The organism is Kosakonia sp. S42, from assembly GCF_016624785.1.
Classification (GTDB): domain Bacteria; phylum Pseudomonadota; class Gammaproteobacteria; order Enterobacterales; family Enterobacteriaceae; genus Kosakonia; species Kosakonia cowanii.
This window is the reverse complement of sequence record NZ_JACVTW010000017.1, coordinates 47,809-72,365: the sequence shown is the minus strand read 5'-3', so window position 1 is coordinate 72,365 and position 24,557 is coordinate 47,809. Positions and strand designations below refer to the sequence as shown.

The 24,557-nt window shown below is 58.2% G+C and carries 24 protein-coding genes; 8 read left to right on the top strand and 16 right to left on the bottom strand.

What is annotated here, in order from left to right; all coding sequences use genetic code 11:
• Window positions 1-122: 122 nt before the first annotated feature.
• Window positions 123-419 carry a TM2 domain-containing protein gene (locus IAE50_RS17615; protein ID WP_094419560.1) on the bottom strand — a complete coding sequence of 99 codons (297 nt, stop codon included), beginning with the start codon at window positions 417-419 and terminating at the stop codon, window positions 123-125.
• Window positions 420-614: 195 nt separating this feature from the next.
• Here IAE50_RS17615 and cueR point away from each other — a divergent pair, with 195 nt between their 5' ends.
• Entirely contained in the window at window positions 615-1,025 is a 411-nt protein-coding gene (cueR, locus tag IAE50_RS17610) for a Cu(I)-responsive transcriptional regulator (RefSeq protein ID WP_139568912.1), read from the top strand.
• On the opposite strand, the gene IAE50_RS17605 is transcribed toward cueR, so the two are convergent.
• From IAE50_RS17605 to tesA, 7 genes are all read right to left on the bottom strand, one after another.
• Window positions 979-1,716 (bottom strand): DUF3142 domain-containing protein, encoded by a 738-nt coding sequence (locus tag IAE50_RS17605; protein ID WP_200580826.1) that lies wholly within the window; start codon window positions 1,714-1,716, stop codon window positions 979-981. The genes cueR and IAE50_RS17605 overlap by 47 nt on opposite strands.
• A complete protein-coding gene (locus IAE50_RS17600) occupies window positions 1,686-3,881 on the bottom strand; it encodes a hypothetical protein (protein WP_200580825.1) in 2,196 nt (731 codons plus the stop codon). Before IAE50_RS17600 ends, IAE50_RS17605 begins: the two co-directional genes overlap by 31 nt.
• A gap of 21 nt (window positions 3,882-3,902) precedes the next feature.
• Entirely contained in the window at window positions 3,903-4,364 is a 462-nt protein-coding gene (locus IAE50_RS17595; RefSeq protein ID WP_094192980.1) for an NfeD family protein, read from the bottom strand.
• Window positions 4,361-5,275 (bottom strand): SPFH domain-containing protein, encoded by a 915-nt coding sequence (locus IAE50_RS17590; RefSeq protein WP_023479088.1) that lies wholly within the window; start codon window positions 5,273-5,275, stop codon window positions 4,361-4,363. Before IAE50_RS17590 ends, IAE50_RS17595 begins: the two co-directional genes overlap by 4 nt.
• An 85-nt stretch (window positions 5,276-5,360) precedes the next feature.
• Window positions 5,361-6,215: a co-chaperone YbbN gene (locus tag IAE50_RS17585; RefSeq protein ID WP_054804535.1), complete on the bottom strand. Its 855-nt coding sequence runs from the start codon at window positions 6,213-6,215 to the stop codon at window positions 5,361-5,363.
• 59 nt (window positions 6,216-6,274) lie between these two features.
• Window positions 6,275-7,045, bottom strand: a complete 771-nt coding sequence (locus tag IAE50_RS17580) for an SDR family oxidoreductase (protein WP_200580824.1) — start codon at window positions 7,043-7,045, stop codon at window positions 6,275-6,277.
• A gap of 28 nt (window positions 7,046-7,073) precedes the next feature.
• A complete protein-coding gene (tesA, locus tag IAE50_RS17575; RefSeq protein WP_200580835.1) occupies window positions 7,074-7,697 on the bottom strand; it encodes a multifunctional acyl-CoA thioesterase I/protease I/lysophospholipase L1 in 624 nt (207 codons plus the stop codon).
• Between tesA and ybbA the strand changes: the two genes are divergently transcribed.
• From ybbA to IAE50_RS17545, 6 genes are all read left to right on the top strand, one after another.
• Window positions 7,668-8,354 (top strand): putative ABC transporter ATP-binding protein YbbA, encoded by a 687-nt coding sequence (ybbA, locus tag IAE50_RS17570; RefSeq protein ID WP_200580823.1) that lies wholly within the window; start codon window positions 7,668-7,670, stop codon window positions 8,352-8,354. The genes tesA and ybbA overlap by 30 nt on opposite strands.
• On the top strand, window positions 8,351-10,765 hold the full coding sequence (gene ybbP, locus IAE50_RS17565; protein WP_200580822.1) for a putative ABC transporter permease subunit YbbP: 2,415 nt from the start codon (window positions 8,351-8,353) through the stop codon (window positions 10,763-10,765). The genes ybbA and ybbP overlap by 4 nt, the downstream gene beginning before the upstream one ends.
• Window positions 10,766-10,948: 183 nt before the next feature.
• On the top strand, window positions 10,949-12,091 hold the full coding sequence (locus tag IAE50_RS17560) for a porin (RefSeq protein ID WP_200580821.1): 1,143 nt from the start codon (window positions 10,949-10,951) through the stop codon (window positions 12,089-12,091).
• A gap of 397 nt (window positions 12,092-12,488) precedes the next feature.
• Entirely contained in the window at window positions 12,489-13,325 is an 837-nt protein-coding gene (locus IAE50_RS17555; protein WP_200580820.1) for a MetQ/NlpA family ABC transporter substrate-binding protein, read from the top strand.
• 62 nt (window positions 13,326-13,387) lie between these two features.
• The gene (gene sfbB, locus IAE50_RS17550; protein WP_054804541.1) at window positions 13,388-14,407 is read left to right on the top strand and encodes a virulence-associated ABC transporter ATP-binding protein SfbB; all 1,020 of its coding nucleotides are present in this window, start codon (window positions 13,388-13,390) and stop codon (window positions 14,405-14,407) included.
• The gene (locus tag IAE50_RS17545; RefSeq protein ID WP_023479087.1) at window positions 14,400-15,059 is read left to right on the top strand and encodes a methionine ABC transporter permease; all 660 of its coding nucleotides are present in this window, start codon (window positions 14,400-14,402) and stop codon (window positions 15,057-15,059) included. The genes sfbB and IAE50_RS17545 overlap by 8 nt, the downstream gene beginning before the upstream one ends.
• Window positions 15,060-15,269: 210 nt before the next feature.
• On the opposite strand, the gene mnmH is transcribed toward IAE50_RS17545, so the two are convergent.
• The 5 genes from mnmH to ppiB form a co-directional block, all read right to left on the bottom strand.
• The gene (gene mnmH / locus IAE50_RS17540; RefSeq protein WP_200580819.1) at window positions 15,270-16,343 is read right to left on the bottom strand and encodes a tRNA 2-selenouridine(34) synthase MnmH; all 1,074 of its coding nucleotides are present in this window, start codon (window positions 16,341-16,343) and stop codon (window positions 15,270-15,272) included.
• A 215-nt stretch (window positions 16,344-16,558) separates the two neighbouring features.
• Window positions 16,559-17,623, bottom strand: coding sequence for a 5-(carboxyamino)imidazole ribonucleotide synthase (gene purK / locus IAE50_RS17535; protein WP_200580818.1), 1,065 nt, complete (start codon window positions 17,621-17,623; stop codon window positions 16,559-16,561).
• Complete coding sequence (gene purE / locus IAE50_RS17530; RefSeq protein WP_094419569.1) at window positions 17,620-18,129, bottom strand: 5-(carboxyamino)imidazole ribonucleotide mutase; 510 nt, start codon at window positions 18,127-18,129, stop codon at window positions 17,620-17,622. The genes purK and purE overlap by 4 nt, the downstream gene beginning before the upstream one ends.
• Window positions 18,130-18,257: 128 nt before the next feature.
• Window positions 18,258-18,980, bottom strand: coding sequence for a UDP-2,3-diacylglucosamine diphosphatase (lpxH, locus tag IAE50_RS17525; RefSeq protein ID WP_200580817.1), 723 nt, complete (start codon window positions 18,978-18,980; stop codon window positions 18,258-18,260).
• Between the two features lie 3 nt (window positions 18,981-18,983).
• A complete protein-coding gene (gene ppiB, locus IAE50_RS17520; RefSeq protein ID WP_023479044.1) occupies window positions 18,984-19,478 on the bottom strand; it encodes a peptidylprolyl isomerase B in 495 nt (164 codons plus the stop codon).
• Between the two features lie 174 nt (window positions 19,479-19,652).
• Here ppiB and cysS point away from each other — a divergent pair, with 174 nt between their 5' ends.
• The gene (gene cysS / locus IAE50_RS17515) at window positions 19,653-21,038 is read left to right on the top strand and encodes a cysteine--tRNA ligase (RefSeq protein WP_200580816.1); all 1,386 of its coding nucleotides are present in this window, start codon (window positions 19,653-19,655) and stop codon (window positions 21,036-21,038) included.
• Window positions 21,039-21,128: 90 nt separating this feature from the next.
• On the opposite strand, the gene IAE50_RS17510 is transcribed toward cysS, so the two are convergent.
• The 3 genes from IAE50_RS17510 to IAE50_RS17500 all read right to left on the bottom strand — a co-directional run bounded on the left by IAE50_RS17510 (window position 21,129) and on the right by IAE50_RS17500 (window position 24,302).
• Complete coding sequence (locus IAE50_RS17510) at window positions 21,129-21,650, bottom strand: metal-dependent hydrolase (RefSeq protein ID WP_124969296.1); 522 nt, start codon at window positions 21,648-21,650, stop codon at window positions 21,129-21,131.
• A gap of 66 nt (window positions 21,651-21,716) precedes the next feature.
• Window positions 21,717-22,733: a substrate-binding domain-containing protein gene (locus tag IAE50_RS17505; protein WP_023479039.1), complete on the bottom strand. Its 1,017-nt coding sequence runs from the start codon at window positions 22,731-22,733 to the stop codon at window positions 21,717-21,719.
• Between the two features lie 66 nt (window positions 22,734-22,799).
• Window positions 22,800-24,302: a PTS transporter subunit EIIC gene (locus tag IAE50_RS17500; RefSeq protein WP_200580815.1), complete on the bottom strand. Its 1,503-nt coding sequence runs from the start codon at window positions 24,300-24,302 to the stop codon at window positions 22,800-22,802.
• Window positions 24,303-24,557: the final 255 nt, after the last annotated feature.

Genomic DNA, 24,557 nt, shown 5'->3' with positions numbered 1-24,557 from the left:
ACCTTCCCGCGAGGGGAAGGTCAAGTTCAGGTCGGCACAAAATAGCTCACACGGCAAAAACCGCCGCCAGAAATAACAAACCCCGCATTGAGCGGGGTCTGGCATCATTTGGCGGTTAATACTCAGCCATATTTACGCGCGAATTCTTCGTCGGAATTACACAAGTAAATAATAAATTCGATAAAGGAGATGATTGCCGGAATACAGGTCCAGAAGAACAGCAGATAAAGAATGCCCTGTCCCGGTTTACCTAAATAGAATTTGTGTGCGCCGAAGCCGCCAAGGAAGAAGGCGAACAGCGCAGCGGAGATGCGGCTTTTCTTGCCAGCGGTGCTCTGCGGCGCGCCGCAGCCCGGACATGCAACCGCTTCTTTATGTATCTCCTTTCCGCAACCGCGGCAAAAAGCCATATCACTCATAAACAACTCCTGTGTGTCGAACTTTTATCATTATTTGAAAATCCCGCGCTATGGTATAGCGAAGCGGCAGGTCGGCAAATAAAAATATTTACCACATGCATATATTTGTTTTGCAGTACCGCAAGGATTAATATCATTCTCCAGCCTCATAACAGGCGACGCACTATTTGCCGTGTGTAAATAATGGGGAAGATGATGAATATCAGCGATGTGGCAAAAAAGACCGGTTTAACCAGTAAAGCGATCCGTTTTTATGAGCAGAAGGGGCTGGTGACGCCGCCTTTGCGCGGGGAAAATGGCTATCGCAGCTACAACCAGCAGCATCTCAATGAGCTGACGCTGCTGCGCCAGGCGCGTCAGGTGGGATTCAATCTCGAAGAGTGCGGCGAACTGGTTAATCTGTTTAACGATCCCGCCCGTCACAGCGCCGATGTGAAAGCCCGTACGTTACAGAAAGTGGCTGAGATTGAGCGCCATATCAGCGAATTGCAGGCGATGCGCACCCAACTGTTGACGCTGGCGGAGGCCTGCCCCGGCGACGAGGGGGCCGATTGCCCGATTATGGACAACCTTTCCGGCTGCTGTCATCGCCAGGCAAAGGGTTAAGCAGAAAGGTCACCGTGCCGCGATACCAGCGTGAAGCGGCAAGCCTCGCTATCTCGCGCTCATCGCACATCCCGCCCGCCACGACGCCCAGTTTAAACGGAATGCGCAGACCGGCGAGCGCTGGCAGGTAATCGGTAAAGTTCACCACCGTACGGCGTCCCTGATAGCTCTGCACTACCAGTTCATCCACCGGCAGGGCATTCAGCGTGGCCACGCTGCCGGTTTTCGCCCAGTCCAGCAGCCCGGTTACCCCCAGCGCATAGTGCGCGGGCAGCGTATGCCGCAGCCGTTGCAGAAAGCGGGCGTACTCATCAAGCCGCCAGGTGGCGGCATCGAAATCGATCTGCAGGCCAACGACTTCGTTTCCCGCAGCCTGCCAGCGCGCCAGCAGGCTGTTGAGGCGCAGCAGCAGCGAATCCGGCACGTCGAGAGTGGCAAAGCGCACCGTCAACCAGATGCGCGGAAATACCAGCCGGTTAACGGGCAGCCCTTTGCGCTCAAACACCGTTTTGCCGCCGTGGATCACCACTTCACCCTGATGGAGATAGACCACATCGGCCTGGCGCAACGCCCCGCCGGGGCGCACGCCGGACCAGAGCCAGAACGCCTGCTCCTGCCCCTTCGCCGGGCTTAATGAAGCGAGCAGTGCAGCAAGCGCGATTACCAGTAGTAGCGCAGTTCGTTGGCCCATACGCTTCCGGGGTAACGGCTCTTCAGTTGCTGGAACCAGGCTTTGCGCACCGATTTATCCACATCTTCGCCGCCGCAATCGTTATAGCCCGAGGGGGCATAACACATCACCGCGCGGTAGAGGGCATAGCTCTTATCTTCCGGCTCCGCTTTCGGGTTGTTGATCACCTGCTGATAGGCGGCCAGCCGCTGCGGCACGCCGGGCAGCGCTTTCATTGTGGTGGCATCGTCAAGGGCATCATTGCCGCCGCGATCGGCGCCCAGCGAGACCCTCGCCTGCGTGGTGCGGAAGAATTCGCCGAGGCAGTTCAGCGCATGCGCATCCGTTGGCGTTTTGCTCAGCGTAGTGACGGTCTTCTCCAGCGCGGCACAGGTGTAGCGGCTCGCCTCATCGCTGCCTTGCCAGTTAAAGACGTTCAGATCGACATCCGAGAACGCCTCATCTTTTACCGGTGGCGTAATGGCGGCAATCAGCTTTTTATCCTGTAACCAGTCGGCGTAGTTTCCGGCGGTCAAATCGCGCATCAGCAACGTATGCAGGGCGATCGTGCGCTCTTCACTGTTCGGCCCGTTTTGTGCCTGCGCAAGCAGCAGCGGGCGCGAGGCTTTGGTTTTCAGCACCAGCGAACGAAAGCGCAGGTTAGTGACCCGGCTCTTCGCTGCGAAAATCTCATCGACCTTCTCACTCGCCACCAGCGTGGCCGCCAGTTTGGCCTGCAACAACTGCTGCTGTTCGACGTCACGGCTTAAATCGAGCAGGCGCAGCCAGTGGCTTTGCGCCTCGGGCCAGGCTTTTTGCGCCATCAGCGCATCGCCATACAGCACCTGTTGGCTAAAGGCGAGAACGTCATGCTCCGCCAGCGCTTTTGCCGGGGTGATACCGCTGACCACCGTGGCGTAATCCTGCGAGCTGAAAGCCAGTTGCAGACGAAGATAGTTCCACAGCGCGCTGTGCTGGTTGTTGTCGAACTCCGCTTTATGGCTCTCAAGCCAGGCCTTATCGATACAGGGCATATTTTCCCGGCAGGGCGATTCGCGCATCCAGCGCAGGGCGGCAATAAAGGTCATCAGCGAGGCATTCGGCGCGCTGACAAACGCATCGCCTCCCCAGCTAACATCCTTACTCAGCAGCTTGTTGTCGCTCTCGTTGATAAGCGTAACCAGCGCATCGCCGCTGGTGGAGGCAGAGAGCGCGTTTTCATAGCGCACCGCGAGGCTGTCCCACTGCTGAAGATACCAGTCGATGCGGCGCAGCATCCCCTGGGTCGAGGCGGCATAGCGCCCCTGTGGCCACTGCTTGAGGTAACTCTCCGCCGCGCTTCGCGCCTGCTCAGCGTGGGGTTTATCAATTTTCGCAACGTCAAAGTCGCCATACTCGCCGTTGGCATTTTCGCTGCTGGCGTTGAGCGCATTGCGCATCAGCATGTAACTCGCCGTCTCGGCAAGCCACGGCTGCGTGCTCTTTGTTAGCGAAGCGAAAAGCGGTTCCGCGGCGGCATAATCACCGGCATAGAAGCTGTTAGCGGCCTGAAGATAGGTGCGAAAACCCGCCGCCGCTGAATTCTCCGGGAAGGAGAGGGCGCTTATCGCCTCTATGCTCTGCGAAGATTCATTAGCCGCGATGCGTGCTGTCGCCAGCGCCTGGCGCTGCGGCGGGGTCAGGGATTTATCCTCAAGCAGGGCGGCGAAGAAGGCTGAAAGCGTCTCGTTATTTTGTGAAACAAAACGGGTTTCACCGTCGCTGCCCGCGTCATCCACCGCTGCGTCATTGCCGTCGGCAATCAGGCGCAGCAGGGCGGGCGGCAGCGTGTTGTCGCTCGCGACGCCCAGCGCATTCATCTGCTGGCGCAGCGTGGCGGCAAGCGTTGAGGCTTCTGTCGCGGCAGCAGGCGGCGCGTCATCGTGATGCACATCGAAGTAGACGTTGCGGCTACGGGTAACATCTGCTGGCATCGGCTGGCGCAGCGGATAGAGGCCTTTGCTGTCGCCCAGCAGGCGCAGCAGGTTGTCGCGGGTATCGGTGTGGATGGCGATAACCGGCGGCGTGGAGAGGTAGCAGCCGGGGCTGCCCCATGTGCAATCATCAATATCGGAAGAGGCCAGCGCGGATGCGCTGGCGCCAAGCGCGAGCAGGATGCCCAGCGCGAGCTGTTTTTGCGGGCCCATAGCCGGGATCCTTGGGTTAAGTTAGTCGCTTACGGGAGTGATACGCAGCGTAATACCTTCAATGGCGATGACCTCGACGCGCGTACCGGCGGCGAGATCGGTATCGGCGCAGACCGGCCATGAGCTGTCGCCCACGCGCATATGTCCGCGACTGTTGACCAGCGCATTATCCAGCGTGAAACGGCGACCGAGCAGCTGTTGCCCGCGCAGGTTGAGCGAGGCGTCGGCGGGGTTTTGCTGTTTTACGCGTTTTGACAACCACAGCCACCAGAGCCAGGCGGCCAGCAGCGTCAGCAGGGCAAACAGCACACCCTGCCACTCCCAGCTAAACGGGATGACCCACGCCAGCAAACCGGTGGCGACGGCCGCAATGCCGCTCCATAACAGATAGCCGTTGCCGCCGAGCATTTCGGCGGCGAGCAGCAGCCCACCCAGCGTCAGCCAGGCGAGGTAGGTATGTTCAAGCAGCAGTTCGGCGATCATTTTTTACGCTCGTTGGCGCTATCTTTCACCAGCTCTGCAATACCGCCAATGGCACCCAGCAGGCTGCTGGCATCCAGCGGCATCATCACCACTTTGCTGTTGTTGGCTGAGCCAATCTGCTGCAGGGCTTCGGTATATTTCTGCGCTACAAAGTAGTTCACCGCCTGGATATCGCCGGAGGCGATCGCTTCAGAAACCATCTGCGTGGCGCGGGCTTCCGCTTCCGCCGAACGCTCACGCGCTTCTGCCTGCAGGAAGGCAGACTGACGTTCACCTTCAGCCTTCAGGATCTGCGACTGTTTATCCCCTTCGGCTTTCAGGATCTCCGCCTGGCGGATCCCTTCGGCTTCAAGGATGTAAGCACGTTTAGTACGCTCCGCTTTCATCTGCGCGTTCATGGAGGAGACCAGCTCCGCCGGCGGGCGCACATCGCGGATCTCAATACGCGTTACTTTGATGCCCCACGGGTTGGTGGCTTCATCGACAATGTGCAGCAGGCGGGTGTTGATGCTGTCACGCTGGGAGAGCATCTCGTCCAGCTCCATCGAGCCAAGCACGGTACGGATGTTGGTCATGGTCAGGTTGACGATCGCCAGCTCCAGATTGCTCACCTCATAGGCGGCGCGCGGCGCGTCGATAACCTGAATAAAGCAGACGGCGTCGATGGTGACGTTGGCGTTATCTTTGGAGATGATCTCCTGGGAAGGGATGTCGAGCACCTGTTCCATCATATTGATCTTGCGACCAATGCGATCCATAAACGGCACGACAAGGCTAAGACCCGGTTGCAGTGTGCGGGTAAAGCGGCCAAAGCGTTCCACGGTCCACTGGAAGCCCTGGGGGACAATTTTTACACCGGAAAAGACAATAACCAGCGCGACGACGATAAGAACGATAATGACGATTGGCATCAAAAAAAACCTCCTGTTTAATTTGATGCCATCTTAGCCCGAATTGGCGACGAAAGCAGCCCGATCGCCAAATTTAGCAGGGTGATCAGTAAAGCAGAGAGTAGAGCTGACGACGGTATTTCGACGCCAGCGCGTCGCCGGTGCCGAGCGCGGCGAGGATCTCTTGCAGCGTTTTACGCGCGTCGCCGTTCGCCGCGCCAAGATCTTTACGCAGGTGGTTAAACAGCAGCTCCAGCGCCTCTTCATTACGCCCAACCTGATGCAGCTGCAACGCCAGTTGGGTTGCCAGCGCCGCATCCTCCGGGTTATCGGCAACCTGCTGTTGCAGCTGCTGGATTTCCGGCGTATCGGCCGCTTTGCGCAACAGGTCGATCTGCGCGATCAGCCCCTGGTAACGGGTGTCCTGATCCTGCAACGGCACCACTTTCAGCACCGCTTCCGCTTCGTCGGCGCGGTTTAACACAATCAGCGTTTCCGCCAGCAGGAAGCCGATTTCGCTCTGCTGGTTAGAGAGCTGCCACGCCTCTTTCAGCAGCGGCAGCGCCTCAGCGTGGTTGCCTGCCTGCATCAACTCCATCGCCTGCTGCGCTTTTAGTTCTTCTTCACGCGGCAGCACTTTGTCGAGCAGGGCGCGGATCGCCTCTTCCGGCTGCGGGCCCTGGAAACCATCGACCGGCTGACCGTTCTGGAAGAGATAGACCGTTGGAATGGCGCGCAGGCCAAACTGCGAAGCGACCATCTGCTCGGCATCGCAATCCACTTTCGCCAGAATAAACTGCCCGTTGTACTGCGCGGCCAGCGTTTCCAGGACCGGCGTCAATTGCAGACAGTGTTGGCTGCGCTCGGACCAGAAATAGAACAGCACCGGGGTCGCAACGGACTGTTCCAGCACCTGTTGCAGGTTCGCTTCGGTAATATTGACGATATTCTGTACGGACATGGCAATTTCTCTGTTTAAACAAGTAAGAATGAGATGGGGACGCGACACGCGCCTTCAACTCATCCGTGCAAAATTTTATCCATCATGCTCGCTGGCAGTAGACGTTTCAGCAGGCTAACCGCCCAAGTCACCAGCGTGACGGGGTAGCGCAATTTCGGATGTTTACTCTCAAAAGCATGGCGCACTTTGGCGACCACCGCCTCCGGGCCGAGGGTAAAGCGCGCGGCGATGCCGGGGTTTTCTACCGGTTTATCGCGCTGCGTCTGGTTGACGTTATCGGTAAAACGCGTGCGGATGGGGCCAGGCTCAATCAGGCTCACTTTAATACCGGTGTGGCGCAGCTCCATGCGCAGCGCATCGGACCAGGCTTCCAGCGCATATTTACTTGCGGCATAAGCACCGCGACCGGGCGTGGAGATAAGGCCCATTACTGACGAGGTCATCACAATGCGCCCTTCGCCGTGCGGCAGCATGGCCGGAAGCAGACGCAGCGTAAGCTGATGAGTGCCGAAAAAGTTGCTGGAAAACTGCTGCTCCAGCTGTTCACGGCTGATGGAGTCAAGGGAGCCATACACGCCGTAACCGGCGTTATTGAAGAGGCCATAGAGGCGATTACCGGTCAGGGCGATCACGTCATCCGCTGCGCGATCCACGCTCGCCGCGTCATCAAGATCGAGCAACACGCCGGTGAATCCCTCTTGCTCCATGCGTGCCACATCGTCGGTTTTACGGCAGGCCGCCAGCACGCGAAACCCCTGACGCTTGAGCTCGCGGGCGCTCTCCAGACCAATACCGCTGGAACATCCTGTTATTAAGACCGTTTTTTGCATAACTTTACCTGGGGACGCGCCTGAATATTCAGGAGGCGTGATTAACTAAAGGAGCCAGTCGCGTGGCCATCCAGTCGGCAATAAACGGCTGGGCATCGCGATTGGGGTGAATACCATCATCCTGCATCCACTGCGGTTTCAGATAGACTTCTTCCATAAAAAAGGGCAGCAGAGGAACATCCAGCTCGCTGGAAAGCTTCGGGTAAATGGCACCAAAGGCCTCAGTATAACGACGACCGTAGTTGGCGGGCAGCCGTATTTGCATCAGCAGCGGCTTCGCATCGGCGCTCTTTATCGTCTGGATAATCTGGCGCAGCGTCTGTTCCGTTTGCTGCGGCGGAAAACCGCGCAGGCCGTCATTGCCGCCGAGTTCGACCAGCACCCAGCGTGGTTTATGCTCTTTTAACAGCGCGGGCAGGCGCGCCAGGCCCTGCTGCGAGGTGTCGCCGCTGATGCTGGCATTCACCACCACAGGCTGTTGCTGCCACTTGTTATTGAGCAGCGCAGGCCAGGCCGCCGTTGCCGCCATCCGATAGCCCGCACTCAGGCTGTCACCAAGAATCAATAGCGTGTCCGCCGCCGCGGCGCGAAAGGTTAACAAAAGCAAAAACAGGAAGGGCAAATGCCAGCGGAAAACATTGTTGAAGTTCATCATCTTAAGAAGTCCGTCGGTCAGGGGGAGCAGGAGCTTTCAATCCTTACCGGAGTTGAGCTGGTTGTCAAACCAGCTGAAACCATCGCGCTGATTGGCGAGTCCGGTTCCGGGAAGTCGACGCTGCTCGCCATTCTCGCCGGGCTGGATGATGGCAGCAGCGGCGAAGTGCATCTGCTCGGCAAACCGTTACACAAAATGGACGAAGAGGCGCGCGCGCAGTTACGCGCACAAAATGTCGGGTTTGTTTTTCAATCCTTCATGCTGATCCCGACCCTTAACGCGCTGGAAAACGTGGAACTGCCTGCGCTGTTGCGCGGTGAAAAGAGTAGCGAAAGCCGCAGCAGCGCCAAAGCGTTGCTCGACAAGTTGGGGCTGGGCAAGCGCCTCGATCACCTTCCGGCACAGCTCTCCGGCGGCGAGCAACAGCGCGTGGCGCTGGCCCGCGCCTTTAACGGTCGTCCGGCTGTGCTCTTCGCCGATGAGCCGACCGGCAATCTCGATCGACAAACGGGCGACAAAATCGCTGACCTGCTCTTCTCAATGAATCAACACTACGGCACCACGCTGCTGCTGGTGACCCATGATGCGCAACTGGCGGCGCGCTGTGACAGGCGGCTGCGGCTGGTCAACGGCGAACTGCGGGAGGAAGCATGATTGCCCGCTGGTTCTGGCGCGAATGGCGCTCGCCATCGCTGCTGATTGTCTGGATGGCGCTGAGCCTCGCGGTGGCCTGCGTGCTGGCGCTCGGCACCATCGGCGATCGCATGGAGAAGGGCTTAAGTCAGCAGAGCCGGGATTTTATGGCCGGCGACCGCGCCCTGCGCAGCTCGCGTGAAATTCCGCCTGGCTGGCTGGAGGAGGCGCGTAAAAACGGCCTGCAAGTGAGTGAGCAGGTGAGCTTCAGTACCATGACGTTTGCTGGCGACACGCCGCAGCTGGCGAGTGTTAAAGCGGTGGATAATCGCTACCCGCTCTATGGCGAGCTGGAGACGCAGCCCGCCGGGCTGAAACCGCAGCCGGGCACGGCGCTGCTCGCTCCGCGCCTGATGGCTTTACTGAGTGTTAAACCGGGCGACACGATTGAGGTGGGCGACGCCACGCTGCGTATTGCTGGCGAAGTGACGCAGGAACCCGATTCTGGGTTTAACCCCTTTCAGATGGCACCGCGCCTGCTGATGAACAGCGCCGATGTGGCAAAAACCGGCGCTGTCTTGCCGGGCAGCCGCGTCAGCTGGCGGGTGAAGTTTGCCGGTACGCCCGCGCAGTTAGAGAAGTATGAGACGTGGCTGCTGCCGCAGCTTGGCGCGGATCAGCGCTGGTATGGGCTGGAGCAGGATGACGGCGCGCTGGGTAAATCCTTACAGCGTTCGCAGCAGTTCTTGCTGCTATCGGCGCTGCTGACGCTGCTGCTGGCGGTTGCCGCCGTTGCGGTGGCGATGAGCCACTACTGCCGCAGCCGCTACGATCTGGTGGCGATTCTGAAAACCCTCGGTGCCGGTCGCGCGCAGCTGCAAAAGCTGATTGTTGGCCAGTGGGCGCTGCTGCTTGGGCTGGCGGTGATCACCGGCGGCGCGCTGGGGCTGCTGTTTGAAAAGGTGCTGATGCTCCTTCTCAAACCGGTGTTGCCTGCCGCGCTGCCGCCCGCAAGCTACTGGCCGTGGTTGTGGGCCATCGGTGCAATCGTGGTCATCTCGCTGCTGGTGGGGCTGCGTCCCTATCGTCTGCTGCTGGCGACGCAGCCGCTGCGGGTGCTGCGCCGCGACGCGGTAGCGAATGTCTGGCCGCTTAAGATCTATCTTCCGGCGGTAGCGATTATCACCGTGCTGCTGCTCGCCTGGCTGATGGGTGGCAGCATGTTGCTGTGGGCAGTGCTGGCGGGGGCGGTAGTGCTGGCACTGCTCTGCGGCGTGGTCGGCTGGCTGCTGCTTAATGTGCTGAAGCGCCTGACTCTGAAAGCGCTGCCGCTGCGTCTGGCGGTGAATCGTCTGCTGCGCCAGCCGTGGTCGACCCTGAGCCAGCTGTCGGCCTTCTCCCTCTCGTTTATGTTGCTGGCGATGCTGCTGGTGCTGCGCGGCGACCTGCTTGACCGCTGGCAGCAGCAGTTACCGGCCGAAAGCCCGAACTACTTTTTGATTAATATCGCCCCGGAGCAGATCGCGCCGCTGAAAACCTTCCTTGCTGAGCATCAGGTGATCCCGGCGGCGTTCTACCCGATTGTGCGGGCGAGAATGACGCAGATTAACGGCCAGTCTACCGAGGGCAACGCCGACGAGGCGCTGAACCGCGAACTTAACCTCACCTGGCAGCAGCAGCGGCCGGATCACAACCCGCTGACCGCAGGCAACTGGCCGCCAAAAGCGGGTGAAGCCTCGGTGGAGGAGGGGCTGGCTGAGCGGCTTGGTCTGAAGCTGGGCGACACGGTGACGTTTACCGGCGATACGCAGGCGTTCAGCGCAAAAATCTCCAGCCTGCGCAAGGTGGACTGGGAGAGCCTGCGGCCCAACTTCTTCTTTATTTTCCCGCCGGGTGCGCTCGACGGGCAGCCGCAGAGCTGGCTCACCAGCTTCCGGCTGGAGGGGAACAACGGCATGTTAACGCAGCTTAACCGCGCCTTTCCGACCATTAGCCTGCTCGATATTGGCGCGATTTTAAAACAGGTCGGCCAGGTGCTGGAGCAGGTGAGCCGGGCGCTGGAAGTGATGGTGGTGCTGGTTACCGCCTGCGGCGTGTTACTGCTGCTGGCGCAGGTGCAGGTCGGTATGCGTCAGCGTCACCAGGAGCTGGTGGTCTACCGCACGCTGGGAGCAGGCAAACGGCTGCTGCGCACCACCTTGTGGTGTGAGTTTGCGCTGCTGGGGCTGGTCTCCGAGCTGGTCGCCGCCATCGGCGCGGAAACGGCGCTGGCGCTGCTGCAAACCCGTGTGTTTGACTTCCCGTGGCAGCCCGACTGGCGGCTGTGGATCACGCTGCCGCTCTGCGGGGCGCTGCTGCTCTCCCTGTGCGGCGGGTGGTTAGGCAGCCGTTTGTTAAAGGGTAAGGCGCTGTTTCGTCAATTTAGTGGTTAATCCTGCCTGAAAAATCGGCACCGATAATTCAATCGGTGTCGCACTATTTCAACGTGTAAACAATTAATCGATAGTTGTTTAGTAGCACAAAACATTAAAAAAACTTCACCCACCAGAATCTTATAAAAGCTATGATGCGCGCGCTAATTAACAGTTAGTTGTATCTATTCCCAAGGAAAAACAATGAAAATAAAAACAAGCGCCCTGGCGACAGCCATTGGCGCAGCAGTGGCGTTGGCGTCTTTCACAGCACAAGCAGAAATTACTGTTCTGAAACAAAACCCGCAGGCGGGCGATCCCCTTAGCCGCCTGAACTTCACCGTCGGCGGCTCGATTCGCCCACAGTTCCAGAATATGACCGGTAACGATGGCAAAAACGCCTTTAAACGTAACGGTTTTGACGGCGGCTCCCGCTTCCGTTTCGCAGCGGATTACTACCTGTTCGATGACATTAGCTGGGTCAGCTACTACGAGCTGGGCGTTGATATCCCGAAACTGTTCGACTGGGATAACCACTACGCGGAAACCGTGCACAACACCACGCGCCGTATGCTCTACACCGGTCTGAAAAGCCAGACCTGGGGCACCTTAACCTTCGGTCAGCAGAACAGCGTTTATTACGATGTGGTCGGCGCGAAAACCGATATCTGGGACTACGACATGCTGGCGCAGGCACCGGGTAACGGCATCAAAGGCGATTACGACGGCTCTTATCGTTCACGCAAAATGCTGAAATATAAGAAAACCGTTGGTGACGCGGATATTTATGCTTCTTACCTGTTCAGCGATGATTACCTGGCGACCGACGGCAACCGTTACAAACGTAAAAGCGGCGGTTCACTGGGTCTCGATTATCACCTGACTGACGATCTGACCTGGGGCGCGGCGTGGAACTACACCCGTGCGGATATGCGTCAGCCTTCTACCGGCGACAGCAAAACCTACGATCAGAACATCCTTGGCACCGCGCTGAGCTGGACCCCGGATAACTGGACCTTCTCGCTGGGCGGCGGCTGGTATCAAAACTTCATGCTGACCAAGAAGAAGGATGTGCATAACTACTTCGCGGGCGATGCGTGGGGCGTTGAGTACTTTGCCGGGTATAAATTCCCGATCGCACAGTACGCGGTGAAATACATTCAGCCGTACGTGATGGGTGACCGTCTGGAGTTCGCCAATGGCCGTAATTATCAGCGTATCGATAATGGCGTGGGTGTAACCGTGCAGCTGGATTATGGTTTCCGTGTCGATTACGAACACGTCTTCACCTCCAGCACCGACAACCTGGGCGATATGAACCTGGTTCGTCTGCGTTACGATTTCTAATCGACACCTGTGCGGCCTGCCTCTGATGCGCAGGCCGCACAGCACGCTACAAATGCCTGATGGCGCTTCGCTTATCAGGCCTACGGAACTGTACCAACGTAGGCCGGATAAGGCATCGCCGCCATCCGGCAATCGGTCTGGCATTGTGCCCGGTGCCATAAATGCCTGATGGCGCTTCGCTTATCAGGCCTACGGAACTGTGCCAGCGTAGGCCGGATAAGGCATCGCCGCCATCCGGCATTTCTCCTCCCTCTCCCTGACAAGTTGAATTTTTTTCAATTACCGCTGCGCTGGCTTTGTGCCATCTTATTCCCCGGCCTTATCGACAAGGCGCACACTGAACGCGACGCACTGCACGCCGCGTCACACAGCACATCATTACCATCAGGGAGAATGTATGGGACCTCGTCTCGGTTTACGCGCGCTTTTTGGCGCACTACTTCTGGTTTGCGGTCTGCCTTTCGCGCAGGCCAACAGCGATCCACACTCCATCGTTTTCGGCGTCGCGCCGGGGCCGTATGGCGATATGGTTAAACAGGCGATTGCCCCTTCGTTGAAAGAGAAGGGCTATAAAGTTGTGGTGCGCGAATTCAGCGATTACGTGCAGCCAAACATGGCGCTGGCTAACGGCAGCATCGATGCCAACCTCTTCCAGCACAGCCTCTATTTCGACAAATTCACCGCCGATAAAGGCCTTAAGCTCAGCAAGCTGATCGCCGTGCCGACCGCCGGGATGGGTTTTTACTCGCACAAAATCAAAAGCCTCGATGAGCTGAAGAAGGGCGATATCATCACCCTCTCAAACGATCCCACTAACCTGGCGCGGGGGCTGCGCTTCCTGCAATCGCTGGGGCTGATTACCATCAAAGACGCTATCGATCCGACCAAAGCCTCCGAGCGCGATATCGCCAGCAACCCGAAAGGGCTGGTGTTTAAACCGCTGGAAGCCGCGCAGCTGCCGCGTACGCTCGATGGCGTCACCGCCTCGTTGGTAAACGGCAACTTTGCGGTCGCCGCCGGGATGGATCTCTCGTCGGCGATCAAGCAGGAGAAGCTCGACGAGAACCTGAAAAACATCATTGCTGTGCGCAGTGAAGATGCCGACAAGCCCTTCGCGAAAGATATCGTGACGGCGGTGAAATCCCCGGCTTACCGCGCGGTGATCAACGATCCGAAAAATATCTTTGCCGCTTTCCAGAAACCTGACTGGATGCAGAGCGCGGATAAACAATAACAGCGGATGAGTGATCGGGCAGGCTGCGGCCTGCCTTTTGTTTTTTGCCGTTTGAGGTTGGCATGATTGAATTAGATAACGTTTGCGTCGATTTTCCGGCCGGGCGCGGTGGCAGCGGCGCGACGCGCGCCGTCGAGGCGGTCTCGCTGCGCATTGCTGCCGGAGAGATTTTCGGCATTGTTGGCACCAGCGGCGCGGGCAAAAGTACCCTGCTGCGCACGCTTAATGCTCTGCAACGCCCAAGCGAAGGGCGAGTCAATATTAACGGCGTCACCATTTCTGATTTAGAGGGCGTGACGCTGCGCCAGGCGCGCCAGCGCATTGGCATGATTTTCCAGCACTTCAACCTGATGCATACCCGCACAGTGGCGCAGAACGTCGCCTTCAGCCTGAAGGCTGCGGGGTGGGAGCGGAGTAAAATTGCGCCACGCGTGGCGGAGATCCTCGCTCTGGTAGGCTTAAGCGATAAAGCGAATCGCTACCCGGTGCAGCTTAGCGGCGGGCAAAAGCAGCGTGTCGGCATTGCGCGCGCCATCGCCAACCACCCGGATGTGCTGCTCTGCGATGAGCCGACTTCCGCGCTGGATCTGGAAACTTCTGCCACCATTCTGGCGCTGCTTAAAGAGATTAACGCGCAGATGGGGATCACCATTGTGCTGATCACCCATGAGATGAATGTCATCAAAACCATCTGCGATCGCGTGGCGGTGATGTCGGCGGGCAAAGTGGTGGAAGAGGGCGAGGTGTTCGATATTTTTGCCCATCCGCAGCACCCGTTTACGCAGCAACTGGTGTCGCACACTCTCAACCTGACGCTGCCCGCGCGTCTGCATGAACATCTTCCCGGTCAGCTGCTGAAGGTGCTGTTTATCGGTGACTCTGCCGAACAGCCAGTGCTTTCGGACGCGGCGGTAAAATTCGGCGTGGCGGTCAATATTCTGCACGGCAAAATCGAGTATATCGGTGAGCGCGCGTTGGGCATTTTAGTGGTGCAGCTGACGGCGGAGAACCCGCAGGCAGTCAGCGATGCCGTGGCGTACATTCACAGCCGGACGGCGCAGGTGGAGGTGATCCGTGGATGATTTACTGGCTGATTTGAGCCTCGCGTTTGGCGAAACATTCCAGATGCTCAGCATCTCAACGGTGCTGGCGATTGTCGGCGGCCTGCCGCTCGGTTTCCTGATTTTCGTCACCGACAGGCATCTGTTCTGGCAAAACCGCGCCGTCTACCTGTTGAGTTCCATTCTGGTGAACATTATCCGCTCGGTGCCGTTTGTCATCCTGCTGGTGCTGCTCCTGCCGCTGACGCAGTGGCTGCTCGGTAACACGATTGGGCCTATCGCGGCGTCGGTGCCATTATCGGTGGCGGCTATCGCCTTTTATGCGCGGCTGGTGGACAGCGCGCTGCGCGAAGTGGACAAGGGGATTATTGAGGCGGCGGAAGCCTTTGGGGCCAGCCCGCTACGCATTATCTGCACCGTGCTGCTGCCGGAAGCGAGCGCCGGGCTGCTGCGCGGCTTAACCATTACGCTGGTCAGCCTGATTGGCTATTCCGCGATGGCGGGGATTGTCGGCGGCGGCGGGGTCGGCGATCTTGCGATCCGTTTCGGCTATTACCGGTATGAAACCCAGGTGATGATTGTCACCGTCGTGGCGCTGATTATTCTGGTGCAGATTGTGCAGGTCGTCGGCGACTGGCTGGCGAAACGGGCCGATAAACGCGACCGACATTAGACCCAAATGGAATGTGCCTGATGGCGCTTCGCTTATCAGGCCTACAAACCCATTGGCATCAGGGTCTGTAGGCCGGATAAGGCAACGCCGCCATCCGGCAATTGAGTTCGGTGCGGCACATGCCTGATGGCGCTTCGCTTATCAGGCCTACAAAACCTATTGGCATCACGGTATGTAGGCCGGATAAGCGTTAGCGCCATCCGGCACGCTTTACTGTGCTGCCAGCCAGGCAGAAACCTCTTTGAATGTGCCGCGAAAATGGACGATCGGCGCGCGTTTCTCCAGCTGGTAGCGATACATCGGATCGTAATAGACCTCCAGCAACGGGGCGAGCCAGGCGAAATGCGCCTCTGTGGTGCCGCGGCTTCGCTGCTCAGCCAGCGCCGCCTCCAGATGGAGAGTCAGTTGGTCATAGCGCTGTAAACCGAGCCGGCGGCGAATGGCAAACAGCCCGTGGCGCAGATACTCCGCGTAAGTCTCCCATCCTGCCTCTTCACCGTCACGGTCAATAAAAGCCTGCAGGGTCTGCACAAAATACTCCTCGCGCAGCCGCTCAAGGCGCAACTCAAACGGATCGTCGACAATCACCAGCGGCGATTGCGCCATACGCTCGCGCAGAGCTTCGGGCAGATGGTTTGCGCCAATCGCCCGGCCTTCATCTTCCAGCAGCCAGAACGGCGGCGACACTTTTAGCAGCGCGGTCGCCAGGTGGTTTTCAAACGTCGCCTGCGCGTGCTGCGCCTTAGCCGTGCGGCCAAACGATGAACCGCGATGGTGGGCAAGCCCCTCCAGATCGATTCCGTTAGGGTGCTCGCGCACCAGCAGGGTTTTGCCGCTGCCGGTACAGCCGCCCACCAGCAGTAGCGGGCGCTGAATGCGCACCTGCGTCGCCTCAATTGCCGCCTGGCGCAGTGCTTTATAGCCGCCTGCGACCAGCGGTAGATCAATCTTCCGCTCGCGCAGCCACTGCTGCACAATATGCGAGCGCTGGCCGCCGCGCGCGCAGCAGAGCAGGGCTTGTGGCGAGGTTTTATAGGCTGCGACCCACGCCGCAATTCGCTGCTCGCGGGTATCGCCATTAACCAGTTTGTGGCCGAGCCGCAACGCGGCTTCTGCACCGTCGCGTTTATAGCAGGTGCCGACGGCAGCGCGTTCGCTGTCGTTCATCAGCGGCAGGTTGATGGCGGCGGGCATCGCGCCTTTGGCAAATTCAACCGGGGCGCGGAGATCAATAAGGGGCGTGTTATCCCGCAGGATGGCGAGATAATCGGTGGCGTCGTTCATCGGGCGTCCTTCTGCAAAAACTGGTGCCGATTTTACGCCGGAATGTGTCGGGTGTGGGGGAATTTTGCCGGATGGCGCTTCGCTTATCCGGCCTACGGTGTGGGAGCGGAGGGATTTTGCCTAATGGCGCTTCGCTTATCAGGCCTACAAAACCCGTCGGTGTCATGCAATGTAGGCCGGATAAGGCGCAAGCCGCCATCCGGCAGCTGTGACCCTTACAGCTTCGACTGCGCCCAGGCAATGCCGCTGGCATACTCGGGTGGCAGTAACGGCACCAGCGCTTCCAGCGTCGCGCTGAGGCGGCCTGTATCGCTGTCATTCAGGTTGAGATGACCCACTTTGCGCCCGGCGCGCACCTCTTTGTCATACCAGTGCAGATGCACCAGCGGCAGCTTCAGCCAGTCGTAGTTAAGATCGCTGCCGATCAGGTTGATCATCACCGACGGGCTGTTGACCACCGGCGGCGGCAGGGGTAAATCGACTATCGCGCGCAGATGCAGCTCAAACTGGCTGATCGAGGCACCATTTTGCGTCCAGTGACCGCTGTTGTGCACGCGCGGTGCCAGTTCATTAATCAGCAGACCACCAGGAGTCACGAAACACTCCATTGCCATCACGCCGACATAGTTCAGCTCATGCATAATCGCCGACAGCATCGCTTCCGCCTGCTGCTGCTGTTTAGCATTCGGCTGCGGGAAGACCACGCTGGTGCGCAGAATGCCATCCTGATGCAGGTTGTGGGTCAGCGGATAAAAAACGGTGCTGCCATCGTGGGCGCGGGCACCGACCAGCGACACTTCGCCGGAGAAGTTGATCCCCTGCTCAACGATGCACTCGCCGTAGCACTCCTCCGGCAGCTGATCGATATCGGCTGCGCGTAAACGCCACTGGCCGCGACCGTCGTAACCGCCAACGCGGCGTTTCACGATCGCCAGTTCGCCCAGGTGCTCGAACACGCCTGGCCACTCGCTTTTATCGGCCAGCAGCTGCCACGGCGCGGTAGCGAGGTTAAGTTTGTCGAACAGCTGTTTTTGCGTGAAGCGATCGGCAATCACCGGGAAGACGTCGCGGTTTACAAACGCCGGATGGCGCGCCAGCTCGCGGGTTAACGCGGTTTCTGGCCAGCGCTCAATCTCGGCGGTAATCACGCTCTGCTGAAACGGCACCGCTTCCGGTGCGTCGTCCAGCCCGACGGGCCAGACGGCAATGCTTAACGGCTCACCCGCCTGGCGCAGCATGCGCCCAAGCTGGCCGTTGCCCAATATACAGACCTGTTTCATGCCGCACCCCGTGGATCCGGGTTATCCAGCACTTCGTCCGTCTGCCCCTGGCGCCAGTCGGCCAGGCGCTGATGAAGTTCTGCATCATGCTGGGCAAGGATCTGCGCGGCCAGCAGCGCCGCGTTTGACGCGCCCGCTTTACCAATCGCCAGCGTACCGACGGGAATACCGCGCGGCATCTGCACGATGGAGTAGAGGCTGTCGACGCCGCTTAAGGCTGCGGTTTGTACCGGCACACCCAGCACCGGCACCAGCGTTTTGGCAGCAATCATGCCCGGCAGATGCGCCGCGCCGCCGGCGCCTGCGATAATCACCTGAAAGCCGTTTTGCTCCGCCTGTTCAGCAAAGCTAAACAGTTTATCGGGCGTACGGTGGGCAGAGACGATTTCAACGTGGTGCGGGACATTCAGGGTATCGAGGATTTCTGCAGCGAATTGCATGGTGGCCCAATCGCTTTTAGAACCCATAACAATGGCGATGCGCGCCGGTTGGTTGCTTAAAGACATGCGTCTCAAAACTCCTGTGGGTGTGCTTCAGACTACTTCAGAGGGCAGAGAGAATAGCATGGAAAAAAGGCAAGGAAAACGGTTGCGCAATGAAGTTTGCTTCATTTATCGGTAAGCCAGTTCGTATGTCAGAAGGGGAATTGCACGAGTTCTACGTCGCTTTCGCTGACGCGAATCATTGAGCCTTCGCTGTGCCAGGCACCCAGTACGGCGCGCCAGGCGGGGGCATCATTTGCGGTCAGTTGATGAACGGCCGGGCGGTGGGTGTGACCGTGGATCAGCCACTGGACGCGATGCTTTTCCATCGCCTCAATTACGGCCTGCTGGTTGACATCCATGATCGCCAGCGATTTGCTGCTGTTGGCTGCACGGCTGCCAGCGCGCATTTTTGCCGCCACGCGGTGGCGAATAAACAGCGGCAGGGCGAGAAACAGGGTTTGTAGCCACGGCTGATGCACTTTGGCGCGAAAGGCCTGGTAGCCAGCATCGTCGGTGCAAAGCGTGTCGCCGTGCATAATCAGCACGTTACGACCATAGAGGTTGAGTACTTTTTCCTGCGGAAGAAGCTGCATGCCGCTTTCGCGAGCAAAGCGTTTGCCGAGCAGAAAATCGCGGTTGCCGTGGATGAAATAGCAGGGGACGCCGCTGTCGACAAGGGCGCGGATGGCGGCTGCGACGCGCTGGTGCAGCGGGTTGGGATCGTCATCACCAATCCAGGCTTCGAACAGATCGCCCAGAATGTAGAGCGCGTCGGCCTCACGGGCAACGCCGTCTAAAAAATGGAGAAAACCGGCGGTGATCGCCGGTTCTTCCGTGTGCAGATGCAGATCTGCGATAAAGAGTGTAGCCACGAATTACTCGCTGACGTCCACGCTTTCGATGATCACATCTTCTTTCGGAACGTCCTGGTGCATGCCGCTGCGACCGGTAGAGACCGCTTTGATTTTGTCGACCACGTCCATACCTTCAACCACTTCTGCGAAGACGCAGTAGCCCCAACCCTGCAGGTTTTCACCGCTGAAGTTCAGGAAGTCGTTGTCCGCAACGTTGATGAAGAACTGTGCGGTTGCGGAGTGCGGAGCCTGGGTACGCGCCATTGCCAGCGTGCCACGGGTGTTTTTCAGGCCGTTGTTGGCTTCGTTTTTGATCGCGTCTTTCGTGACTTTCTGATTCATGCCCGGTTCGAAACCGCCGCCCTGAATCATAAAGCCGTTAATCACACGGTGGAAAATCGTGTTGTTGTAGAAACCTTCACGGCAGTAGTCCAGGAAGTTTTTAACTGTTTCAGGCGCTTTGTCATCAAAGGTTTTGATTACGATATCGCCGTGATTAGTGTGGAAAGTAACCATTATTGCATCCTGTTCTGATAGTGTGGTGCGTAGACCCGCGTTTGGGTCAGAGATAGTGGCTTGTTATAGCATAACCGCGAGGCTGGATCACCTTGCAAAGTGAGCTGCTTCGGGTTTGAATTACAGGTAATATATACGGTTTTCACGCCCACACACGTCTACATGGAATCTTCGATGTTAAAAATTTTTAATACACTGACGCGCCAAAAAGAGGAATTCAAACCTATCCATGCCGGGGAAGTCGGCATGTACGTGTGTGGTATCACTGTTTACGATCTCTGTCATATTGGTCATGGCCGTACCTTCGTGGCCTTTGACGTCGTCGCGCGCTACCTGCGCTTTCTCGGCTATAAGCTGAAGTATGTGCGCAATATCACCGATATCGACGATAAGATCATCAAACGTGCCAATGAGAATGGCGAAGATTTCGTTGCGCTGGTCGATCGCATGATCGCCGAAATGCACACCGATTTTGACGCGCTCAATATTCTGCGCCCGGATAACGAACCGCGCGCGACGCACCATATTCACGAAATCATTGAGATCACCGAAAGCCTGCTGGCGCGCGGCCACGCCTACGTGGCGGATAATGGTGATGTGATGTTCTCCGTGCCAAGCGATCCGAACTACGGCCAGCTTTCGCGCCAGGATCTCGACCAGCTGCAGGCAGGCGCACGCGTTGAAGTGGCAGATATCAAACGCAACCCGATGGATTTCGTGCTGTGGAAGATGTCGAAGCCGGGCGAGCCGAGCTGGCCGTCGCCGTGGGGCGAAGGGCGTCCGGGCTGGCACATTGAGTGTTCAGCGATGAACTGCAAACAGCTGGGGTCGCATTTTGATATTCACGGCGGCGGATCGGATCTGATGTTCCCGCACCATGAAAACGAAATCGCCCAGTCGACCTGTGCGCACGATGGCGAATACGTTAACTACTGGATGCACTCCGGTATGGTGATGGTTGACCGCGAGAAGATGTCAAAATCGCTGGGTAACTTCTTTACCGTGCGCGACGTGCTGAAGTATTACGATGCGGAAACCATTCGCTACTTCCTGATGTCCGGCCACTACCGCAGCCAGCTCAACTACAGCGAAGAGAACCTTAAGCAGGCCCGCTCGGCGCTGGAGCGTCTCTACACCGCGCTGCGCGGAACCGATGCTTCGGTCGCGGCTGAGGGCGGTGAAGCCTTTGAAGCGCGCTTTATTGAAGCGATGGATGATGACTTCAACACGCCGGAAGCCTACTCGGTGCTGTTTGATATGGCGCGTGAAGTGAACCGCCTGAAAACGGAAGATGCTCATTCAGCTAACGCGCTGGCATCGCATATGCGTAAACTCGCGGGCGTGCTGGGTCTGCTGGAGCAGAACCCGAATCTCTTCCTGCAGAGCGGCGCGCAGTCAGATGACGGCGAAGTTGCAGAGATTGAGCAGCTTATTCAGCAGCGTCTGGATGCGCGTAAAGCGAAGGACTGGGCGGCGGCTGATGCCGCACGCGATCGCCTGAACGAGATGGGCATCGTGCTGGAAGATGGCCCGCAGGGCACCACCTGGCGTCGTAAGTAATCCCGCAAAGCGGACAGGCGTTCGAGCTGTCCGCTTATCGAAGCCGCCATCCGCACTGTGCCGGATGGCGGCTTTTTCTTTCTACAGGCCTTACCGTCTGCGCCACCACAATAATCCCATCACTACCACGCCCGGCAGCCATACCCACATCAGCTCAGAGAGGATCACCTGATGCCCGTAGGGCGTGGTATAGCGTGACAGGGCGAACGGCGCGACTTTGATCACCTGCCACGGCGCGAAAAAACGTTCATCAGACCACGGCCAGAGCCAGCCAACCCCTTTCCCGCCGGTAGTGATGGAGTCCAGCAGGCTGTGCGACAGCAGAGAGAGGGTTAAAAATGCCCAACAGCGCGCGAGGCTTGCCTTAAAGCGCTTATGCCCAAGCCAGGCGACCAGTAGCGGAACGACAAAGGCGAAGAGCAGGGAGTGGGTAAAACCGCGGTGGCCGAGAACATCGCCGTAAGCGACGCCGAATTTAAACGCCAGCACATCGGCGTCCGGCAGCATGGCAAGTCCCATTCCCGCCAGCAGCAAACCCCGAGGGATGACTTTACTGCCGAGCCCAAGCCCGAGACAGAGCGGGACAGCAGCGTGAGTGACGATAGTTGGCATAAAGCATCTCCCTGAGAAAAAAGGGATTATAGCCAAAACGCGCCCTCTTCACGCCTGATTTGCGCGTCAGGCAGATTCACGCACGATAAGCTGCCCTGAGAGGGTAATGCGCTGCGTCTGTAACTGCGGCTCCTTGAGCTTGCGCATCATCAGCCCGGCGGCCTGGCGTCCGCTCTCTTCACTGGCGGAGGAGACATAGGTAAACGCCGGCGAGGTGAGATTGATGTGCAGCATATCCTCGAAGCCGACCAGCGCCACCTGCTGGGTTAAAAAGAGATCTTTCCCGACGGTACGCCCGGTGTGATGAATGCCGCTTATCGAGCCAATCATCGCATCGGGTGAATGGCAGAGCAGGGCGGTGATGGTGTTGTGCTGTTCCAGTAGCTGACGAGTCGCACGGCTGGCGGCTTCCGTGTCGCCGTGGCAGGCGGGCGTCGCGCCGTCGCGCAGTACCAGGCCGTGCTGCGCCATGGCGTGGCGAAAACCGAGCAGCCGCTGCTGGCGGATTACATCCCCCTCAATACCGCCGATATAGGCAATATTGCGATGACCGCGTTCAATCAGGTAGCGGGTCGCCAGCGCGGCGGCCTGGCGGTTATCACGCATTACCAGATCGCAGGGCTCCTCCAGCAGCGATTGTGAGACCACCACCAGCGGCAGCGCGCACTGTTGCAGTTGCGCGGGCAGGGTGAGCGATCGCGTATCGCAAGAGAGGTAAATGACGCCAGCCACGCCCTGCTGTTTAAAAGAGAGCAGGCTGCGCTCGAGGTGCTCGCCATCATTCAGCGGCTGGCCGAGAAAGACCATAAAGCCGTGCTTTTCCAGCTCCTGCACGATGCTGGCCATTACTTTGATTGAGAAGCTGTCGCTGAAGTCGCGCAGGATAAGACCGATAAGATTGGAGGTGTTGGCGCGCAGATTCGCCGCCGCGACGTTATGCACATACCCGAGTGCGGCAATCGCTACCTGCACTTTTTCGATGGTCGCGTCGGAGATTTTCCCTTTCTGGCGCAGCACCAGCGAGACCGTGGAAACGGAGACGCCCGCGTGCTTTGCCACATCAATAATGCTGACTTTCTTCAACGCTGCTCCCTGTCGTTTACGCTGTTCAGCCGGGCCTGACACGCCGGTGCGTGCCAGGCCGTTATCTTATGCTTTGCCGATCTGTGTGGACATGCTCTGGGCAATAAATTGTGCCCTTGCGCCAAAAATGACCTGGATGCCGCTGTCGCCGACAAACACCACGCCACGCGCGCCAAGATTATTCAGCCCATCTTTATCCACTCTCTTGCTATCGGCTACTTCCAGACGCAGACGGGTGATGCAGGAGCCGACGGAGGCGATATTCTGCTCACCGCCCAGCAGGCCAATGATTTCACCGGCCAACTCGCTGTCGGTTTTATCATCTGCCGTCGCCGTTACGTCCGTGCGCCCCGGGGTTTTGACATCAAAACGACGGATCACAAAGCGGAAGGTGAAGTAGTAGATCACCGCCATCGGGATACCGACAATCACTGCGTTAAGGTAGTTGGTTTGATAGCCGTTAAACGACGGCAGGATGCCAAACGACAGATAATCGATAAAGCCTGCGGAGAAGGATTTGGCGATGTGTGCATGCAGCAGATACATCGACATATAGGCCAGGCCCGCCATGATGGCGTTAAAGACATAGAGGATCGGGGCCACAAAGATAAAGGTGAACTCAACCGGCTCGGTGATGCCCGTCAGGAAGCAGGTCAGCGCGGCGGAGAAGAGAATACCGAAAGCGATCTTTTTGTTACGCGTATGCGCTTCGTGGTACATCGCCAGACAGGCCGCTGGCAGCGCAAACAGCATCAGCGGGAACTCGCCCTGCATAAACTTACCGGCGTCGTGGTAGCTGTCGCTGCTGAAGGATTTCACTCCCTCTTCCAGCATTTTGAACCAGATTGTCTGATCGCCGTGGATCACCTGGCCTGCCTGAGTGGTGTAATCGCCAAATGAGTACCAGAACGAAGGGTACCAGATATGGTGCAGGCCCAGCGGGATCAGCGCGCGTTCGACCAGACCGAAGATAAAGGTCGATGCCGCCTGGTTATCACCGTTGACCACCACTGACAGCGCATCAATACCGGCCTGAATATGTTGCCAGACATAGGGCAGCAGCAGACCGAGTAAGAACGAAAGAAACGCGGTGGCGATGGCGACAAAACGCTTACCGGAGAAGAAGCCGAGAAACTCCGGCAATTGCAGGGTATGGAAGCGGTTGTAGCACCAGGCAGCGAGAATACCGCAGATAAGGCCGCCGAAGACGCCCATCTGTAAGGTCGGGATGCCGACCACCATCGCGTATTTGCCGCCCTGGGAGGCCATCTCCGGCGTAATGCCGAGCATGGTGCCGATAGTAATGTTGGTGATGAAGACCGAGACCGCCGCCGAGAGGGCAGCGATGCCCGATTCCGAGGCCAGACCAACCGCAGAGCCGATGGCGAAGAGCATAGGCAGGTTGTCAAAGATGACGCCACCGGCATTCATCATTAACGGCAGGTGGAATTTATCGCCGAAGGCCAGTAACAGGCCCGCAGCGGGTAGCAGCGAGATAGGCAGCATTAACGCGCGACCAATCATCGACAATTTAGAGAGCGATTTAACAAATCCAGATATCAGATTCATGCTGACTTCCCCCGAAGTTGCGCGTTTTGCGCGTTATTTTTGTTAGTAGAACGTTTTAGTAGAACGTTCTACTTATCGTGAGATAACTCTTAAAACGCCGCAACAGAAATTTGGTGTTCAGCCAGAGGAATTGGTGATTCTTTGAGGTTGATCGGTAATTGACCGTTATCGGTGAAGGGGCATTGAGTGGGCATTGCCGGATGACGGCTGCGCCTTATCCGGCCTACGCGGATGGGATCATCATGGGAGATCGTA

What these genes read in the sequence shown, in the direction of transcription:
- ybbA (WP_200580823.1), top strand. Translation starts at nt 7,668, where the DNA reads ATGCCAGCGGAAAACATTGTTGAAGTTCATCATCTTAAGAAGTCCGTC.
- IAE50_RS17600 (WP_200580825.1), bottom strand. Translation starts at nt 3,881, where the DNA reads ATGGGCCCGCAAAAACAGCTCGCGCTGGGCATCCTGCTCGCGCTTGGC.
- IAE50_RS17605 (WP_200580826.1), bottom strand. Translation starts at nt 1,716, where the DNA reads ATGGGCCAACGAACTGCGCTACTACTGGTAATCGCGCTTGCTGCACTG.
- IAE50_RS17555 (WP_200580820.1), top strand. Translation starts at nt 12,489, where the DNA reads ATGGGACCTCGTCTCGGTTTACGCGCGCTTTTTGGCGCACTACTTCTG.
- IAE50_RS17590 (WP_023479088.1), bottom strand. Translation starts at nt 5,275, where the DNA reads ATGCCAATCGTCATTATCGTTCTTATCGTCGTCGCGCTGGTTATTGTC.
- IAE50_RS17560 (WP_200580821.1), top strand. Translation starts at nt 10,949, where the DNA reads ATGAAAATAAAAACAAGCGCCCTGGCGACAGCCATTGGCGCAGCAGTG.
- IAE50_RS17580 (WP_200580824.1), bottom strand. Translation starts at nt 7,045, where the DNA reads ATGCAAAAAACGGTCTTAATAACAGGATGTTCCAGCGGTATTGGTCTG.
- purK (WP_200580818.1), bottom strand. Translation starts at nt 17,623, where the DNA reads ATGAAACAGGTCTGTATATTGGGCAACGGCCAGCTTGGGCGCATGCTG.
- IAE50_RS17595 (WP_094192980.1), bottom strand. Translation starts at nt 4,364, where the DNA reads ATGATCGCCGAACTGCTGCTTGAACATACCTACCTCGCCTGGCTGACG.
- IAE50_RS17510 (WP_124969296.1), bottom strand. Translation starts at nt 21,650, where the DNA reads ATGCCAACTATCGTCACTCACGCTGCTGTCCCGCTCTGTCTCGGGCTT.
- ppiB (WP_023479044.1), bottom strand. Translation starts at nt 19,478, where the DNA reads ATGGTTACTTTCCACACTAATCACGGCGATATCGTAATCAAAACCTTT.
- purE (WP_094419569.1), bottom strand. Translation starts at nt 18,129, where the DNA reads ATGTCTTTAAGCAACCAACCGGCGCGCATCGCCATTGTTATGGGTTCT.
- cysS (WP_200580816.1), top strand. Translation starts at nt 19,653, where the DNA reads ATGTTAAAAATTTTTAATACACTGACGCGCCAAAAAGAGGAATTCAAA.
- sfbB (WP_054804541.1), top strand. Translation starts at nt 13,388, where the DNA reads ATGATTGAATTAGATAACGTTTGCGTCGATTTTCCGGCCGGGCGCGGT.
- IAE50_RS17500 (WP_200580815.1), bottom strand. Translation starts at nt 24,302, where the DNA reads ATGAATCTGATATCTGGATTTGTTAAATCGCTCTCTAAATTGTCGATG.
- tesA (WP_200580835.1), bottom strand. Translation starts at nt 7,697, where the DNA reads ATGAACTTCAACAATGTTTTCCGCTGGCATTTGCCCTTCCTGTTTTTG.
- IAE50_RS17585 (WP_054804535.1), bottom strand. Translation starts at nt 6,215, where the DNA reads ATGTCCGTACAGAATATCGTCAATATTACCGAAGCGAACCTGCAACAG.
- IAE50_RS17615 (WP_094419560.1), bottom strand. Translation starts at nt 419, where the DNA reads ATGAGTGATATGGCTTTTTGCCGCGGTTGCGGAAAGGAGATACATAAA.
- ybbP (WP_200580822.1), top strand. Translation starts at nt 8,351, where the DNA reads ATGATTGCCCGCTGGTTCTGGCGCGAATGGCGCTCGCCATCGCTGCTG.
- mnmH (WP_200580819.1), bottom strand. Translation starts at nt 16,343, where the DNA reads ATGAACGACGCCACCGATTATCTCGCCATCCTGCGGGATAACACGCCC.
- cueR (WP_139568912.1), top strand. Translation starts at nt 615, where the DNA reads ATGAATATCAGCGATGTGGCAAAAAAGACCGGTTTAACCAGTAAAGCG.